Source organism: Campylobacterota bacterium (assembly GCA_040752835.1).
Lineage (GTDB): Bacteria > Campylobacterota > Campylobacteria > Campylobacterales > Sulfurimonadaceae > Sulfuricurvum.
On the sequence record JBFMGG010000001.1, the window covers coordinates 13686 to 31024 of the forward strand.

General features: G+C 54.6%; 18 protein-coding genes. 4 read left to right on the forward strand and 14 right to left on the reverse strand.

Features of this window, described 5'->3' with window-relative positions; all coding sequences use genetic code 11:
• Positions 1 to 35 precede the first annotated feature (35 nt).
• The 8 genes from recG to AB1763_00085 are packed head-to-tail and all read right to left on the reverse strand — an operon-like array spanning position 36 to position 7591.
• Positions 36 to 1829 carry an ATP-dependent DNA helicase RecG gene (recG, locus tag AB1763_00050; GenBank protein ID MEW5831217.1) on the reverse strand — a complete coding sequence of 598 codons (1794 nt, stop codon included), beginning with the start codon at positions 1827 to 1829 and terminating at the stop codon, positions 36 to 38.
• Complete coding sequence (locus AB1763_00055) at positions 1810 to 3051, reverse strand: pitrilysin family protein (GenBank protein ID MEW5831218.1); 1242 nt, start codon at positions 3049 to 3051, stop codon at positions 1810 to 1812. The genes recG and AB1763_00055 overlap by 20 nt, the downstream gene beginning before the upstream one ends.
• A 41-nt stretch (positions 3052 to 3092) precedes the next feature.
• Positions 3093 to 4139, reverse strand: coding sequence for a dehypoxanthine futalosine cyclase (locus tag AB1763_00060; protein MEW5831219.1), 1047 nt, complete (start codon positions 4137 to 4139; stop codon positions 3093 to 3095).
• Positions 4140 to 4144: 5 nt separating this feature from the next.
• Entirely contained in the window at positions 4145 to 4546 is a 402-nt protein-coding gene (nusB, locus tag AB1763_00065) for a transcription antitermination factor NusB (GenBank protein ID MEW5831220.1), read from the reverse strand.
• On the reverse strand, positions 4546 to 5016 hold the full coding sequence (ribE, locus tag AB1763_00070) for a 6,7-dimethyl-8-ribityllumazine synthase (GenBank protein ID MEW5831221.1): 471 nt from the start codon (positions 5014 to 5016) through the stop codon (positions 4546 to 4548). The genes nusB and ribE overlap by 1 nt, the downstream gene beginning before the upstream one ends.
• A 2-nt stretch (positions 5017 to 5018) precedes the next feature.
• Entirely contained in the window at positions 5019 to 5840 is an 822-nt protein-coding gene (kdsA, locus tag AB1763_00075; protein ID MEW5831222.1) for a 3-deoxy-8-phosphooctulonate synthase, read from the reverse strand.
• Positions 5841 to 5849: 9 nt separating this feature from the next.
• Entirely contained in the window at positions 5850 to 7022 is a 1173-nt protein-coding gene (locus AB1763_00080) for an aminoacetone oxidase family FAD-binding enzyme (protein MEW5831223.1), read from the reverse strand.
• Entirely contained in the window at positions 7022 to 7591 is a 570-nt protein-coding gene (locus AB1763_00085) for a hypothetical protein (protein ID MEW5831224.1), read from the reverse strand. The genes AB1763_00080 and AB1763_00085 overlap by 1 nt, the downstream gene beginning before the upstream one ends.
• Before the next feature lie 65 nt (positions 7592 to 7656).
• Here AB1763_00085 and rimO point away from each other — a divergent pair, with 65 nt between their 5' ends.
• The gene (gene rimO, locus AB1763_00090) at positions 7657 to 8973 is read left to right on the forward strand and encodes a 30S ribosomal protein S12 methylthiotransferase RimO (GenBank protein ID MEW5831225.1); all 1317 of its coding nucleotides are present in this window, start codon (positions 7657 to 7659) and stop codon (positions 8971 to 8973) included.
• On the forward strand, positions 8966 to 9982 hold the full coding sequence (gene tilS, locus AB1763_00095; GenBank protein ID MEW5831226.1) for a tRNA lysidine(34) synthetase TilS: 1017 nt from the start codon (positions 8966 to 8968) through the stop codon (positions 9980 to 9982). Before rimO ends, tilS begins: the two co-directional genes overlap by 8 nt.
• On the opposite strand, the gene lon is transcribed toward tilS, so the two are convergent.
• Both lon and bamD read right to left on the reverse strand, forming a co-directional pair.
• On the reverse strand, positions 9936 to 12359 hold the full coding sequence (gene lon, locus AB1763_00100; protein MEW5831227.1) for an endopeptidase La: 2424 nt from the start codon (positions 12357 to 12359) through the stop codon (positions 9936 to 9938). The genes tilS and lon overlap by 47 nt on opposite strands.
• A gap of 23 nt (positions 12360 to 12382) precedes the next feature.
• Positions 12383 to 13081 carry an outer membrane protein assembly factor BamD gene (gene bamD / locus AB1763_00105; protein ID MEW5831228.1) on the reverse strand — a complete coding sequence of 233 codons (699 nt, stop codon included), beginning with the start codon at positions 13079 to 13081 and terminating at the stop codon, positions 12383 to 12385.
• A gap of 143 nt (positions 13082 to 13224) precedes the next feature.
• Here bamD and fliW point away from each other — a divergent pair, with 143 nt between their 5' ends.
• Positions 13225 to 13614, forward strand: coding sequence for a flagellar assembly protein FliW (gene fliW, locus AB1763_00110; protein ID MEW5831229.1), 390 nt, complete (start codon positions 13225 to 13227; stop codon positions 13612 to 13614).
• A complete protein-coding gene (locus tag AB1763_00115; GenBank protein ID MEW5831230.1) occupies positions 13607 to 14368 on the forward strand; it encodes a pyrroline-5-carboxylate reductase in 762 nt (253 codons plus the stop codon). Before fliW ends, AB1763_00115 begins: the two co-directional genes overlap by 8 nt.
• Positions 14369 to 14385: 17 nt before the next feature.
• On the opposite strand, the gene AB1763_00120 is transcribed toward AB1763_00115, so the two are convergent.
• The 4 genes from AB1763_00120 to AB1763_00135 are packed head-to-tail and all read right to left on the reverse strand — an operon-like array spanning position 14386 to position 17334.
• Complete coding sequence (locus AB1763_00120; protein MEW5831231.1) at positions 14386 to 14940, reverse strand: hypothetical protein; 555 nt, start codon at positions 14938 to 14940, stop codon at positions 14386 to 14388.
• Positions 14937 to 15461, reverse strand: a complete 525-nt coding sequence (locus tag AB1763_00125; GenBank protein ID MEW5831232.1) for a hypothetical protein — start codon at positions 15459 to 15461, stop codon at positions 14937 to 14939. Before AB1763_00125 ends, AB1763_00120 begins: the two co-directional genes overlap by 4 nt.
• Positions 15458 to 16495: a hypothetical protein gene (locus AB1763_00130; GenBank protein ID MEW5831233.1), complete on the reverse strand. Its 1038-nt coding sequence runs from the start codon at positions 16493 to 16495 to the stop codon at positions 15458 to 15460. The genes AB1763_00125 and AB1763_00130 overlap by 4 nt, the downstream gene beginning before the upstream one ends.
• Entirely contained in the window at positions 16492 to 17334 is an 843-nt protein-coding gene (locus tag AB1763_00135; GenBank protein MEW5831234.1) for a tyrosine-type recombinase/integrase, read from the reverse strand. Before AB1763_00135 ends, AB1763_00130 begins: the two co-directional genes overlap by 4 nt.
• Positions 17335 to 17339 lie beyond the last annotated feature (5 nt).

A 17339-nucleotide genomic window follows, 5' to 3' on the forward strand; every position in this document is an offset into this window, starting at 1 on the left:
CCCCGTTCGCACGCCTTTGCCGTGCGAACCGTTTTTCAATCCTTGTGTTTCAGATATGCCACGACTTCTTTAACGATCTCCTCATCGCTTCCCATATCGACCCATTTGAACGCCCTGCCGCTTTGAACGTTCCCGTCAAGTAAATCGCCGCTTTGGCGGTACCTCAAATCGAGCGCGGCGATCTCGAACCCGCTCAGGCACCCCGAAAACGCTTCGAGCCGTTCGTTTTTCCCCGAAGTGTTGGTGTAGAGATAGCAATACCCCGCCAATCCCGTCCGGCTGACACGCCCCCGGAGCTGGTGCAGCGTCGAAAGTCCCAACCTCTCCGCCCCCACGATGACAACCGTAGAGAGGCGGGGAAGCGAAATGCCCACTTCGACCACGGTCGTCGCAAGGAGAATCGATCCTTTTTCCCGAAATTCGAGCAGTACCGCCTCTTTTTCTTTATCCCGGCCGTGGGTCACGTAAACGTTTTCGAAATTTTTCTCCCAATACCCCCGTGCTTCCTCGATGCTCTGGTAATTGATCGCCTCGCTTTGTTCCACCAGCGGATAAATAATCAATACCTGACGTTCCTGCGCGATCTCGGATCGGATATGCTCCAGCAATGCCGTAAATCCGCTTTTCCCGATGACACGCGTTGCGATATTTTTGGTAAACGGAGTCTGGCGGATGAGGCTCACGTCGATGTGGGCCGACTCGATCATGGCCTGTGTCCTCGGGATCGGCGTAGCCGAAAACTGCAGATAATGGGGGGGCGCATCGTTGTCACTCAAGCGGGAGAGGGCGTGACGCTGCGCGGTACCGAAACGGTGTTGCTCGTCCACCATCACAAGCCCCGCTTCGGGGAGCTCCCGGTACAGCAGTGCGTGCGTTCCGATGATGAAATCATACCCCTCCAGCGACATTTTCCCGGTTTTATTGGTCACCAGCGCAATCTTAAGATCGGGTAGAAATTTGCACGCCTCTTCGTAAAGCTGTGCGGCAAGGATCGTCGTAGGAGCCATCAGAATGGAGCGATAAGGACGCATCAGAACCGCCGAGGCGAGGATCACCATCGTTTTCCCCGATCCGACGTCGCCGACAACCATCCGCCGCGCCGCATTTTCTCCTTTCAGATCGCGGCGAATCGCCTCGATCGCCCCTTTCTGATCGTCGGTCAGTTCAAACGGAAGGGTCTTCATCCACCCGGCCGCGTCACCCTCCCCGCGATAACGGGTCGGATGGTAACGCCGCTTTTTGCGCAGCCGCCGCAGGTAATTATAGAGTTCCGCAAACTTCAGCGCCTGTAGTTCTTTTTCCGAAAGCGGAAGGGGTACGTCGGGGAAATGGAGCCGATAAAGGGTTTCGGCAACGTCTCTGGGAAGGCCGTCGTCGAGCAGGTTTTCGACACTGAGATAACGTGCCGCGAGGCGGCGCATCACGTCCGCACGCAGCGGTGTTTTGTACACCGGGACGATGGCTCCCGTCTGGGAGAGCTTGAGGGGGTGGATGAGTTCCCATTTTCCCTTCTCCCACGATGCCTTTCCGCCGTAAAATCCACGGTTTCCCTGTACGAAGGCGTGGATCATGTACGGTTTGGGATGAAAAACGACCCCCTCGATCACTTCATCCAGATTATGGGCGAAAAAAACGATGCGGAGGGTCTTGGGGGTCCGGATAACGCGCTCGACGGTCGCATCGATCACGCAGGGGGCATTGTGGAGGAGTTCGGAACTGATTCGCCGGTCTTCGAACGACGAGGGGATGAGCAATGCCAGCTCGGTGATGTTGCCGACACCGAGCCGACGGAATTTATCGGCGTCCTCGCTATTGGGTGACAATGGCATAACTTAGATGCTTGATCTCGCTATGGCGTTTGATGAAATCATTGAGGTCTTCGAGACTCAGTGAGCGGATCCGCTCAAGTTCCTCAACGCTTGACCCGAGGGGTTTTCCCGCATAGTATTCGCTGAACGTACGTCCCAGTCGCTGCGAAAGGGTCTCGACCCGAAGCGGTTCGGAACCCAGAAGAAATTTCCGTGCCTGATCGAGTTCGTTTTGGGTTACCCCTTCGCGCACGAATGTATCAATAAGGGTTTCAACCGTCTGGATCGCTTCGGACTGCGATTCGATCTTCGTCTGAAGATAACCGCTGAAATAAGTGTGGGTTTTGGCCACCGAGAGGCGTGAATACGCCGAATACGCCAACCCCCGCTTCACCCGTACCTCTTCCATCAGCCGGCTTCCGAATCCGCTGCTCCCCAGGATAAACATCGCGACGCGGGCTTTGTAAAATTCCTCGTCTCCTTCGCGCATCGCGAAAGGGGAACCGAAATAGACGTAGGCCTGTTCGGTCTGGGGGCGTTTGAGGATCGATTCTTTGGGTTCGTTTCGGGGGGGATAATAGCGTACTTTCCCCCCTTTCCCTTTTTCGAGTCCACCCAGCAGCTTGACCACTTTGGCTTTGGCGTCGTCCATTCCGACATCCCCTCCAAAAACGATCAGAGCGTTGGAGAGGACAAGATGATCTGCAACGAATCCCTTGACGTCTTCGAGGGTGACCGCGTCGATACTCTCTTTGGTACCGATGTTGGGAAGCGCCATCGGGGTCCCTTCAAACAGCACCGCTTTGAGTTCGTTCGAAGCGACGTTGTCGAAATCGGCCTCTTTTCGGGCAATCTCGCTCAGGGTCATCGTCTTGACTTTCTCGAGCGCTTTGGGGGTAAAGTTGGGTTCGGCAAGCTGTTCGGCCAGTAATGAGAGCCCCGTATCAAGCTCTTCTTTCAGGCTCCCAAGCTCGATCACGAACGTTTCGTTGCCTGCCGTCGCACTCAGTCCGATGGCACGGGCATCCAGTGCGTCCGCAAATCCGACCGAACCGCGTTTGAGGCTCCCCTCGTTGAGCATCTTGGCGCTGAGGCGGGCCAGCCCGGCTTTTTTCCCTTCGTCGACGCTCCCGCTGTGAGTGAACACCAGTTGCATCGATACGATCGGCAGACGTTTGTCCTCTTCGTAGATGAACGGGATTTTTGTCCCCTTAACCTCTATAAAATCCAGTGTGCTTGCCATCAGTATCTGTCCAAAAAATAAAATCGCGACGCAAAATCTGTTCATTCGAATGTTTCAAGTATTTCGTACGCCGTATTGCGGATCGCCGGGGTTTCTCCGACATCGCGGATCAGGCGGACCATTTCATCCTTGGCCATCCGGAACCCCGCACCCGCGCTGCGGACGACGTTTTCTTCCATCATCGTCGATCCCAGGTCGTTGGCGCCGAACAACAGCGCCATCTGCCCGATGTAAGGCCCCTGCGTCACCCAAGAGCTTTGAATGTTCGGAAAATTGTCCAGAAACAGCCGCGACACTGCCAAAAGGCGCAGGTAGCGGTTGGAGGATTGTTTTTCGATTTCGGGGTGTTCTTCCATGAGCTGGGTGTTTTGCCCCTGGAACGACCACATGATAAAGGCGCGGAAACCGCCCGTTTCATCCTGCAACCGGCGGATCATATCCCAATGTTCGATGATCTCTTCGTCCGTCTCTACCGTACCGTACATCATCGTCGCGGTTGACTTGATCCCGAGTTTGTGCGCTTCGCGGTGAACGCCGAGCCACACCTCGCTGTCGATTTTTTTCGGGGCGATTATGTCGCGAACCCTGTCGCTCAGGATCTCCGCCCCCGCGCCGGGAATCGACGCGAGCCCTTTGGCTTTGAGACGGGAGAGACATTCCTGAATCGAGATATGCGATACCTTAGCGATGAAATCGAGCTCGATCGCCGAAAAACCGTGAATCGTGATCTGCGGATATTTGGTATGGATGTGTTCGACCAGCTCTTCGTACCACTCGATTTTCAGCTTCGGATGGACCCCGCCTTGAAACAGAATCTGCGTCCCGCCGATTTCGAGTAGTTCCTCGATCTTTTGGTCAATCTCCTCGAAACTGAGGACGTAGGCGTCTTCGTCTTTGCCGTGGCGGTAAAACGCGCAGAACTTGCAGTCGACCCAGCAAACGTTGGTGTAGTTGATATTACGATCGACGACAAACGTCGTGATACCGTCCGGATGAAGCTCACGTTTGCGTGCCGTCGCCATTTTCCCGAGCTCTTTGAGATCGCCGTGGCGAATCAGTTCGAGGGCCTGTTCTTTGGAAAGACGCATCGGGATTACTTGTCTTTGGCGATCGCGTCGAGGACGCCGTTGATGAATTTGGGGGACTGTTCGGTGCCGAACGCTTTGGTGATCTCGATCGCTTCGTTGATAACGACGGCCGAATCGAGTTCTCCGAACATGATCTCATAGGCGCCCAACCGAAGCGTCGCCCGCTCGATGGAACCCAGACGTTCAAAATCCCAGTCTTTGGTCAGATGCTTGACGATTGCTTCGTCCACTTCGCCCAGATGCTCAGTGACCCCTTTGAACAGGTCGAGCGCAAAATCGCGCTGTTTGTTCCGGATTTTTTTCTCTTCGAGAATCTCGTCACTGAAATCGGCAATGCTCTGGTTCCCCAGATCGTAGGCGTAAAGCAGGCTGACTACCGCCATGCGGGCTTGATGTCGCGTCGCCATTATTCGCCGATCGCTTTGTAAAGATCCAGCATTTCGATAACGACGGTCATCGCTTCGAAGCCTTTGTTACCGGCTTTGGTACCGGCGCGTTCGATCGCCTGTTCGATGGTATCGGTCGTGAGCAAACCGAAAGAGACCGGTTTTTTGTGTTTGAGGCTAACGGTCGCAATCCCTTTGGTCGATTCGGCCGAAACGTAGTCGAAATGGGGAGTCGATCCACGGATCACCGCGCCGAGCGCGCACACGGCATCGTATTTTCCGCTGGAGAGCAGCTGTTCGATGACCATCGGCAATTCGAACGCTCCGGGAGCGAGGACATGGGTCAGATCCTCGTCGTTTCCGCCGTGACGTGCAAACGCATCTTTGGCTCCTTCGACCAGACGGTCAACGACAAAATGGTTCCAGCGGGTGCTGACGATCGCGATTTTTTTGCCGGGAATAACTCTCAATTTGCCTTCAATCAAATTCATTTTTACTGTCCTTTTACTGCATCAAGTTTTAAAAGCGTCTCGGTAAGCGCTTCAAGCTGTTCTAATTTTAGCATATTCGGGCCGTCACTCAAAGCACAGACGGGGTCGAAGTGGGTCTCGAAAAAGAATCCGTCGACGCCGACGGCGGCTGCGGCACGCGCAAGATGGGGAACCATCGAGCTGTCTCCGCCCGTTTTACCGGTACCCGTCCCGGGCATCTGGACCGAATGGGTGGCGTCGAAAACGACGGGGGCGAACTGACGCATAATGACCAGTGAGCGCATATCGACGACGAGATTGCCGTATCCGAACGATGAACCCCTTTCGCACAGCAAAACGCCGTGTTTTCGGGCGGCTTCATAGCTCACTTCGTCGCACCCGCGCGTTTTGAGCACTTTTTTGACCGAAAACTGCATGTCGCCGGGGGTCATGAACTGCCCTTTTTTGATGTTGACGATCTTGTCGGTTTTTCCCGCAGCCACCAGAAGGTCGGTCTGCCGGCACAAAAAAGCGGGAATCTGGATCATATCGACCACTTCGGCACATACGGGTACCTGGTAGCTCTCGTGCACGTCGGTAACGATTTTGTACCCGAAATCGTCCTTGACCTTCTGGAGAATCCGAAGCCCCTCTTCGAGGCCCGGTCCGCGGTAGCTCTCCAAAGAGGTGCGGTTGGCTTTGTCGAAACTCGATTTGAAATAAAAATCGAAACGGTCGTCGTTATGGTAGCGTTCGAGCGATCGGGCGATTTTAAAAATCGACTCCTCGCTCTCGATGACGCAGGGTCCGGCTAGCAGTATCACGGTATCCAATCCTTTGCTCAGAATAGTCTGCTATTGTACCGACTTTGGTTTAAATCCCATTGAGCCGATCGCCTTAGCCGCGACGACGGCGCTGCTGAACGCCCATTGGAAATTGTACCCCCCAAGCTCTCCGGTCACGTCGACCGTTTCGCCGATGAAATAGAGCCCTTTGACCTTATGGCTCTCCATCGTTTTTGGGTTCAGCTCGCTGCATGCCACACCGCCTCGGCACGCTTCGGCTTTCGACAGCCCGAATGTCCCCGATGGGGCCATCGCATACGACCGGATGCGCAACAGTTTGTCCCATTCGTCGGGTCGAAGAGCGTTGCAGGGCCTGTCTTCGAGGCCCACCGCGCCCAGAAAACTTTTCATGAACCGTTTCGGAAGCGGCAGGGCCGTGCTGAGGAGCTTTTTCTCCTTCCGAACCCGCTCAAGGTCGAAATCGGGGAGAAAATCGATCTCGATATCGCCGCGATGCCAGTAAAGCGAAGCGGAGAGGACGACCGGACCGCTGATCCCTTTGTGCGCGAAAAGAAGGTCTTCGTCAAGCGTTTTGCCCGCAACCCGTATCCGGGCCGGGAAACTGATCCCGCTGAGTTCCTTCATCCAGAACTCTTTGGGCTGCAGCGTCAGCCCCACCAAAGCCGGAGCGAATCCTACCGTTTCCAGACCGTAGCTCCGGGCGATTTTGAGGCCGATGTCGCTGGCGCCGATCTCTTTGTAGCTCGCCCCTCCGGTTGAGACCACCACTACCGTGCCGCTCAGTTTTCCTTTGTCGGTCACAACGCAAAAAGGCCCCTCTCCGGTCACTTCGAGAATCTTGCGGGAGGTGAGCAGATCGGATCCGCGTCCTCTTCCCAAGAGGATCGAGATCACTTCATCGGAACTCTTCGGACAAAAATAATACCGCTCTTTTCGAATCACGGGACGGAGCCCCCCGCTGCGGAAATACTCCAGAAGCGCTGTTTGGGGGAAGGCTTCGAGGACATGACGCACCAACTCCTCCTCCCCCAGATAATGGGTTTCGTCGACATCGACGTTGGTGAGATTGCACTTGCCGCCGCCGCTGGCTTTGAGCTTGAGTGCCGGACGGCCGTTTCCCTCGACGACCGCCACCGAAAGAGCGGTATGCTCGCGCAACCATGCCGCGCACATCAGCCCCCCCGCTCCGGCGCCGAGAACAATGACGTCGTAATGCCGCATCAGCGCTTGATCAGCCGAAGCGCCAGTCCCAGACTGAGCAGTGTTACGGCCGCGATATGGGGCGTCGTCAATTCACGCTCTACCAGCAGCAGATGAACGATCACCAGTACGACGCCGATGTAAAGCAGTTTGTACCATGCCCGCACATGGGGAACCACCGCGATCACGAGCAACGCGGCCAACCCCGCACTCAGCGCCATCTGCGTTCCGAACAGCCCGGCAATCCGCCCTGCCGCAAAATCGTACGCGGCGAGAAACAGCGCAAAGTGCAACAAGGCGTACCCGATCGCCGATGCCCCGAGGAGTTTTTTAAACTCGACCAGGTCAAACCGCACGTAAGTACGGAGCGGATTGACCCAGAACGCCGCGATCAGAATCCACAGCGCACTCGCACCGGCCATCCCGGAGAGGTAATACAGCCGGTTCTGCGGGGAAGGAAAAACGATCCCGAACGTCGCTTCGATCCCGCTGCGGATAGGCTTGAACCACTCCGTACCCATCCCGTCGACCAATACGGCCCCCATCGCCAGCAGGGGAATCAACGCTAAAATAATCATAACTATACGCATTCTGAAAGTGTATCCAAATCTGCGCTTGGATATAATAAGACATTTCATTATTGCAAAGGTCCTTTATGTCCAAAAAACTTCACATCGTCTCTCTGGGCTGCACCAAAAACCTCGTCGACACCGAAGTGATGCTGGGGCGTTTGAAGGATTTTGAAATGACCGACGAGAGCGGTGAAGCCGACGTCATCATCGTCAATACCTGCGGATTCATCGACGCCGCCAAACAAGAATCGCTCAATACGATCTTCAACCTCGACGCGGGGCGGAAGAAAGACTCCCTTCTCGTCATGGCGGGGTGTTTGAGCGAGCGCTACAAAGAGGAGCTTTCCAAAGAACTCAGCGAAGTGGACATCTTTACCGGCGTCGGGGACTACGACAAAATTGACGAGCTCCTTGCCGCGAAGCAAAGCCGCTTCACCCCCGAAGTCTATCTGATCGACGGAGCCGAGCGGGTGGTCACCGGATCGACCTACCATGCCTACGTGAAACTCAGCGAGGGGTGCAACCAGCAATGCAGCTTCTGCGCCATCCCCTCCTTCAAAGGGAAACTCCATTCCCGCGACCTGGAGAGCATCGCCAAAGAGGTGGAAAACCTCGTGGCGAAGGGATACTACGATTTCAGCTTCGTATCGCAGGATTCGAGTTCCTACCTCCGCGACCAGAACATCAGCGACGGGCTGATCCACCTGATCAAACGGATCGAGCTCATCGAGGGCGTCAAAAGTGCGCGGATTCTGTATCTTTACCCTTCCACGACGACGCTGAAGCTCATCAAAACCATCGGCGATTCCAAGGTATTTCACAACTATTTCGATATGCCGATCCAGCACATCAACGATGAGATGCTGCGCATCATGAAACGCGGCTTCGGCAAAGAAAAAACCCTCGAACTGCTCAAGGCGATGAAAGCGCTCCCGGGTTCCTTCGTCCGTACCAGCTTCATCGTCGGCCACCCCGGCGAGTCCGAAGCGATGTTCGAGGAGATGGCGAAATTTGCGCAGACCTTCGGATTTGACCGGATCAACGTTTTCAGCTACTCGGACGAAGAAGGGACGGGCGCGTACGCGATGAGCGAAAAAATTCCTTCCAAAACGATCAACGCCCGGGCCAAAAAACTGGGGGCGGTTGCTTCCGCAGTCGAAGAAGCCAGTCTTGCAAAACTCGCAGGAGAGGAAATCCTCCTCGTCATCGACGGGGAGAGTGACGAACACGAATACCTTCTCAGCGCCCGCGCATTGATCTGGGCACCGGACGTCGACGGCGAAATTTACGTGAACGACCGCGAAATCGACGGGGAACTCGCTTTTGGCGTCATCTACCGTGCACGCATCACGGAGATCGCGGGGCGCAACCCGCTCGCGACCGTGACGGGTCATGCGTGATCTGCTCCACCTCGACCTCCTCAAAGAGGGGAAATCCCTCCTTGCCTTTAGCGGCGGCGTCGATTCAACCGCCCTGTTTCACCTGCTGATCGACTCGGGAATCGATTTCGATATCGCCCACGTCAACTACCATACCCGTCCCGCCAGCGATGCCGAAGAGCAAAATGCCATCGCTCTGGCCAAACGCCATAACAAACACTGTTATACTCTCTCCTGCCCTTTGGAAGGGACCAATTTCGAACACCGAGCGCGCGAAGAACGTTACCGTTTTTTTACCCATCTGGCGGACAAACACGGTTATCGGTATCTCCTCACCGCCCATCAGCTCAACGACCGTCTGGAATGGCTTATGATGCAGCTGTGCCGGGGAGCTGGGCTGCCCGAACTCCTGGGCATCCGTTCCCGCGAACGGCGTGGAGAGCTTCAGTTCATCCGCCCCCTGCTTGAATGGGACCGGGCAAGCATCGAGTCTTATCTGCAAGAGCGCAACATCCCCCATTGCCTTGATGAGAGCAACGCCGATGAGCGCTATACCCGAAACGTTTTCCGCCACCGCTTCAGCGCTCCGCTCATGCGCGAATACCGCGATGCAATCCGCCGTAGTTTCCGCTACCTCGAAGAGGACACGAACGATCTGATCGAACCGATGACGTTCGAGAGGAGCGGACTCCTTTTGTACGCTTCAACCCCGCTGCACACCCGTTCTTTGGTATCGGGGATCGATGCATGCCTCAAATCGCTCGGATACGTCATGAAAACCGGGGAAAAAGAGAATCTGAAAAAACGGAGAGTCAACGTGATCGGAAGGCGTTACGTCGTATGTACGGACGATTCATACACCTTTATCGCACCCTACTGTCGGGGGGTAGTCCTGGACAAAGGATTCAAAGAGGAATGCCGCTCACTTGGGATCGAGCCGAAACTTCGCGGCTACCTGTACGGCGAAACCGCCGCGTGGGAGACTATGCGTCGGTTAAAAGGCGCTCCAGCACCTCTTCAATCCGACTGACGCCGACGATCTCGAGCGACGCTTTCACTTCGTCGGGAATGTCGCTCATGTCGCGATCGTAGTTTTTCTGCGGGATCAGGGCGAGCTTCATCCCCGCGCGATGCGCCGCGATGAGTTTTTCTTTCAAGCCGCCGATCGGCAATACGTTCCCCGTCAGCGACACCTCTCCGGTCATCGCGATATCGGCCCGTACTTTTTTGTTCGTCAGAATCGACGCGATGACGGTGCTCATGGCAATCCCCGCACTCGGTCCGTCTTTGGGAGTTGCCCCGTCGGGAACGTGGATATGGAGATCAAGACGTTTATAGACTTCGCTCGCATCGGGCACCGTATCGCTTTCGCGTTCGGCAGAGGTCAGCGGAATGATCGAGTGATCGACCCCGATTTTTCCGTCGTCAATGAGCGTCTTCACAACCGAAAGGGCGATTCGCGCCGATTCTTTCATCACATCCCCCAAACTTCCGGTAAGCTGAAGGTTCCCTTTGCCGTTGATCCGGATGGCCTCGATTTTGAGGACGTCTCCGCCGACCGCGGTCCAGGCCAGACCGTTGACGACGCCGATGCGGTCGACGTGGTCGGTACGGTCGATCTCAAACACCGTTTTGTCCAAAAACTCCTTGATGTTTTTGAGGCTGACGTTCACCTTTTGCGTGGAGGGCTCTTCCAGGATCTTTTTGGCCGCTTTGCGTACGATGTCGGCCACGCGGCGGCGAAGGTTCCGCACTCCCGCTTCCCGGGTGTATTTTTCGATCACCTCTTGCAGCGCCGTTTTCGAAATCGACAGTTCCGCCGGTTTGAGACCGTGTTTTTTCAGTTCCTGCGGAATCAGATACTGTTTGGCGATCTGGAACTTCTCCTGCGGCGTATACGAACTGACCGAAATAAACTCCATCCGGTCCCGCAGCGGCCCCGGAATCTGACCGACGTCATTGGCGGTCGCGATGAAAATCGCTTTGGAGAGGTCGAGATTGAAATTGAGGTAATAATCCCGAAAATGGGTATTTTGCTCGGGGTCGAGAATCTCCAACAGCACCGCCGTCGGGTCTCCGCGATGGGACTTGGCCACTTTGTCGATCTCATCGAGGACGATGACGGGATTCATCTTTTTGGCTTCGATCACCCCCTGTACGATCCGTCCCGGCATCGCACCGATGTAGGTTCGGCGGTGTCCGCGCAGTTCATTGACGTCTTCGAGCCCTCCGAGGGCAATCCGCACGAGCGGACGCTTCAGTGCCTCGGCGATTGAATTGGCCAGCGATGTTTTCCCCACTCCCGGAGGACCGGCAAAACACAAAATCGCGCCGCGCCCCTCTTTCTCCCCCTGCCCGCGGAGCTCAAGAAGCTCTTTAACCGAAAAATACTCCAGGATACGCTCTTTGGGTTTTTTGAGCGAAAAATGGTCTTTGTTGAGCTGGTTTTCAACGTCACGGATGTTCAGCGCTTTTTTCGCCTGCTCGCCGAAGGGGATTTCAAGAACCCATTCGAGGTACGTCTGGATCACCCCTGCGTCGGCGCTATCCGGATGCATACGGGCAAAACGTTCCAGCTGCTTGTTGATCTCTTTGTACGCGTCCGCGTGCATTTTATCTTTTTTGACTTCGAGCTTTTTGCGAAATTCTTCGATCTCTTCGTCCCGATGGGTATCGGTTCCGAGCTCTTTTTGGATCTGTTTGAGCTGCTCTTTGAGAAAATACTCTTTGTTCACTTTCTCGATACGCGTGTGAACTTTCGAACGGATCTCTTTTTGAAGTTTGTTGGCTTCGGTCTCTTCGATCAGTTCGTCGATCAGCATCAAAAACCGCTTTTCGGGATCGCGTTCGATAAACAGCTTATAGGCGTTCTCTTTTTTGATTTTGATCGAGCTGCAGATCAGATCGACGATCCGGTTGTACTCGTGGTTCTCCTCGATCGTGCGGAGCAAATCGGGCGGGAAATAGTTGCTCACCTGCGAAAGGGCACGCACCTTTTCGCGGAGCACTTCGAGAATCGCGTCCATTTTCAGTTCGTTCACGCTCGTCGACTGGATCAGATCGACATGGGCCCGCAGATGGTCTCCGGGGATCAGGTCCATCACATGACCGCGTGCCAGTCCCTGGAACAGGACCTTGATCCGTCCGTCGGGAAGAACGACTTTACGCATGATCGATCCGATGACGCCCGCGTCGTAAATCGAGTCGCTTTCGCGTTCCCCTTCGTGTTCGGGTTTGACGGGGCAGACGATGACGAGCGAATTGCTCTCGATCGCTTCGGCCGCGGCGGCGATGTTTTTTTCATCGCTCAAGAAAAGCGGGGAGATCATAAAAGGGTATAAAAAAAGTTCATCCTCCGCGATGACGGGAAGGACGGTCGGAAAAGAGCTGTAATTGCTGAGTTGCATCGGAAAACTGTCCTTAAACGTACTTATTTACTCTCGTTGATGTCCATCGATACGACGCTGCGCGTTTGCGGTATGAGAAAGTCGTACCAGCTGCTGCTGCCGTCGCCTTCGAACATTTCACGGTACCAGGGGATGTCGGCATGGACGATCTCCTCGGATTTTACCCACGTCACGGGAGCGATCGCGCGGTAAAACTCCGCCCCTTTGGGTTTGCCCAGGCGGTCGTAAAGCTGGGCGATCTTTTCGTTCAGATCGCCCCGGGCAAGCTGGAGCTGGGTTTCCATGGTATTGACCAGCGGAAGATAAGCCGAAGAAGGGTAAGACGTTTTGAACGTTTCCACCCCTTTGAGCGTTTCGTCGATCAGCCCCTGATCGCGGCCGGGGTTGGGAAGGGCCAGGAATTTTGCCTTGATTTTCAAAAATTCGGCGTATTCGCGCCCTTCGGGAGTTGCGTAACGGCGAATGTACTCGTTCAGGAAATGTTCCGCCAACAGGTATTCTTCCTGCGCCATGTGCGCCTGGGCCATGATCATCGTCGCCTCGGAAAGAAACGGCGAGCTGATGTGCTCGCTTTGAAGCGAACTGAAATAGCTGTCCGCCTTTTCAAGGTTCGCGTCACCGACGGCATTAACCATTTTTTCGTACCAGTATTCGGCCGGCTTATTGTACTCTTCGATATCTTTGCCGCACCCGGTCAACAAAACCAGCAGTGCTACTGCCATCAGCGAACTTCTCAGCATTTTAAACCTGTCTATTTCAATTTTCAAACCATTTTACCAAAAAGAGATTAAACGGTCCCGCAATCTGTCGAAACTTTTTAGCTTGATATGTTAGAATCGGTCTATTCTGTTCAAAAGAGGTATTCATGCAGTTTGCGTTAAAACTCCCGCTACTCGGGTTCGAATCGGTCAAGCAAATGGAGCTGAAAAAAATCGACGATATTTTCATGCGCCTTGAAAGCGTGGGTGAAGGCCCGTCGTTTACGCTCGTGAACCCCTTCGTTTTACGCGAATACTCCTTTGACATCCCCTCGTCTTTGCAGGCACTGATGGAGATCAATCCCGAAAGCAACCTGCTGATCTACAATATCATGATCATCCAGTCCCCGATCGAAAATTCGACCGTCAATTTCGTCGCCCCGATTATTTTCAATACCGACAATCAGACCATGGCGCAAATCATCATCGACAACCGCAACGACTTCAGTATTGCCGAACCGATCAAAACCTACCTCAAAGGTTCCGAAAATGGTTAAATCGCTTACCCTCGTCGGCAACGGGAAAATGGCCCTTGCCCTCGCCAAAGGGCTGTGCGGCATCTATGCCCTTGAAGTGGTCGGACGAAGTTCGGACGCGCTGGAGCAGTTCGAAAAAGCGCTTGGCCGTCCCGTACAAAAAACGCTTTACGCCGATGCCCTCATTGAGGAAAAAACCGTTATTCTGTGCGTCAAACCGGCCAATCTCGCCGAAATCGCCCCGTATCTCAAGGGGACGGCACGAACCGTCTATTCGGTCCTTGCCGGCACCCCCCTAGCCGCTCTTAGCGCGATCTGCGCACGGAACTATTGCCGCGCCATGCCCAATCTTGCCGCCGAAGTCGCCCTCTCGATGACATCGCTGGTCGGAGACCCCGAAACCCGGGACGAGGCACTGGCCCTTTTCGGTACCATCGGTTCCGCGCTGTGGCTCTCAAGCGAAAAAGAGCTGGACATTGCAACGGCACTGGCGGGAAGCGGTCCCGCCTATCTGGCCCTCATCGCCGAAGCGCTTGCGGACGGAGCGGTACGCGAAGGGCTCAGACGCGATGACGCGGCAACCCTGGTCAAAGGTTTGTTCAGCGGGTTTGCCGGACTGTTGCAGACAACCCATCCCGCGATTCTCAAAGACGGCGTGATGAGCCCCGGCGGCACCACGGCAGCCGGTTACGGCGCCCTTGAATCAGGCGGGGTGCGCAACGGCTGCATGGAGGCCGTCCGCGCCGCGCACGAAAAAGCCAAAGCGCTCAAATAAGCGCCTTACACCTCTTCTTAATGAAGAGGTTTTCCTTCTTTCTCACCCTCTTTCTCTTTTTGCTTCGATTCGTTGTTGTAAACGCGCATCGTGAACGATGAACGGATTTTGTCGCCGTCACGTTCGAAATGAATCGGGAAATTGACCTTGATGATCCATTCGCTTTTGTTGACGTTTTCAAGAAAATGGTAAAAGCTCTGCGGCGACGTGATTTTGGAAGTCGCGTTGACTTCGTAGGTCCGGAACGTGCCGTTGCTTTCAAACGACGTTACCTCGGTCAGATACAGATCGCTGAACTCCTTGCCGTACTGTTTTTCAAACCGCATCGGATCAAACGGGGTATTAAACGCCTTGATCATCCGGGCGTTTTGGGTCTCCAGCTCTTTCAGCCTGCTTTCGATCTGGTCGTGGCGCTGTTGCGCAAAATCGAGCTCCTGAAACTCTTTTTTGCTTTCCAGGCGCAGCGTGCGGTACTCTTTTCCTTTGGGGATAAGCAGCGCGAACGAAAATCCGACGACGCCGACCATTAATACGAGGGATAGCACCAAAAGGGTAACGGTCTGCCGGTTCATTGCAGCTCCTCGCTTTGTTCATCGTCTAGATGGTTGGTCGATACGAAACGGTACCATCCGTTTTCAATCGGGTAAAAACTCGTGTAGGTACGGTGAAAAATCGAGCGCAAAGGGGCTTCGAGCATGTACTGGTAGGTCTCTTTGTTCGGCGTTGTCCCGTACAGGATCAGCGATCTGGCTTCCAGATCGGCCCGGGAGAGGGTAATGCCATCCGGAACCAAATCGAAAAGATTGCGGATACTCTCTTTCATCACGGTGTTGTCGGTTGTAATCTGTTCGGCCATTTTGACTTCCGCTTCGATCAGCCGGATCCGCTCGTCCATCCGCGCAATGGAACGTTCCAGCGCTTTCTCTTTGACCGCGACCTCTTTGTGTTCGCGGACGAAATCGTACGTTTTGTATCCCAGGAAAGAGTAGGTGCCCGAGAGCATTGCAATGGTGATCGCGAAGAAAAACAAGACGAGCTTCAACTCGGTGCTGACGATCTTTTTGGGACGGGGCGCGATAAAACTGTGTTTCACTGCGATACCTCTTCCAGCGAGAGTGAAAGCACCTCTTCGCCGAGGTCGATTTTACGGACCATGACGTTTAAAAACAGCTCCTCCTCAAGGTAACGCTTGAGCTCGTTCCCGTTTCCGTATCCGTCGGCTATCCAGACCGTTTCGACAAAGCGGTTTCGGCAGTGTTCCCCGGCGTAGAAACGCGCCAGAGTCTTTTCGATCAGTTCAAAACGGTAGAAGTCGTCGCTGAAACGTTCGCCCTCTTCTTTGACATCGCCGCTTGGCGTCAGCGAAGGAAGTTTTTCCTCGAACACCGGTTCCTCTTCGCTGAATTCGGCAATCTCTTCCAGCGTGTCGAGGTCCTCGATGTCGCTCAGGTCATCGAGCTCGTCAATGATTTCCAGGTCGTCGAGGGATTCGATCTGATCGAGATTGATCCCGCGGCTGGGCTCTTCTTCTTCGACCCCGACCGAAAAACCGATCCCAATGCCGCTCCCTTCGTCGATTCCGATCGAGCCTTCTTCCGCATGCAGCGGATAGTGGTGAGCATATTCGAGCTTCCCGTCTTCGAAAAAAGCGATGCTCATCGACTCTTTTTGAGCCAGTACGAAAAGTCCGAGCTTTCCGCCTGTTTTATCGGCGAAAAAACGCTCGATGACCGAAAAAGGGGAAAAAACGAAATCCAGCCCGATCGCCGCATACTTCTTTTTCAGTAGTTCCAGTTCCCGGGCCGAAGCGTAGAGCATCCATTTTTGATTACGGCAGATGGTCTTTGTTCCGCTCATCTCTTCGCTGTCGTTGATCTCGTGGATCGTGCACCCTTCCAACGCCCCCTGATTCGGGTCGGGATTGAGAAGCGCGACGTAATGCAGCGGCGATTCTTCGACAATCCTGCGGATGTAGCGGGCCATTTCCTCGATGGCCAAAACCCCTTCGTAGCGTCTGGTCTCGCGCGAAAGGCGTTTTTTCTTTTTGTAAAAAGCGACGCCGACTTCGTATTTTTCGCCGTAGGGGATGATGGTGATGAAAATTTTTTGGTAAAGCCAGCCGATCACTCGCTGTCCTCACGGTGCTGGCATAACGGGTGCGATTTGAGGTAGTGATCCATTTTCAAAGCATTCCCCAGTTTAGTGTATATCTGCGTCGTCGCCATACTCGCGTGGCCTAATAGTTCGCTAACATCGGCAATCCGCGCGCCGTTGTTTAGCAGTTCCGTGGCATAAGCATGACGGAGTTGATGAGGAGTCACCTTAATTCCTATCTCGGCAAATCGCTTGGTAATCATATATCTTAGACTATTTTCGCTTAATTTTCTACCCTCGGCCTCAAAAACATACTCTTTGGGCGCAAAGGAGACACGGTAACGCTCCAGGGCTTCCCATGCCGCTGCGGGAACCGGAATGTCGCGCTCTTTCGCGCCTTTACCCCGGACCCTGCACCACTGCGGCGTTACATCGCCGATTTTCAGCCCGCAGAGTTCGGATATTCGCAGTCCCATCGAATAGAGCAGTAAAATAGCCAGCCCTGCGGCCGGTTCGGCATCTTCGATCGCGCTGTGGATATGTTCGTGCGCTACGGGCTTCGGAAGCGTTTTGGGAACCCGCACGCTTTCATCTCCGCTCATTTCGACGCTAAATCCCCGGCTCCGGAGGTATTTGACGAAACTGCGCACCGCACTGAGCTTCGCGGAAATGGTTTTGGGCTTTAAAGGCGCGATCCTGACACGCAAGGGCATCAGGTTGATCGTCAGAGAATCGGATCCGAAACCGATCTCGGCGTATTCGAGCATCTCGTCGAGGGCATCGTCGTAGCTGCGTATCGTCAATGCCGAGTACCCGCGCATCGCATCCAGGTATTGCAAAAACTCTTCTTTGGAACGATAGAGTCTTTCCATAAAGA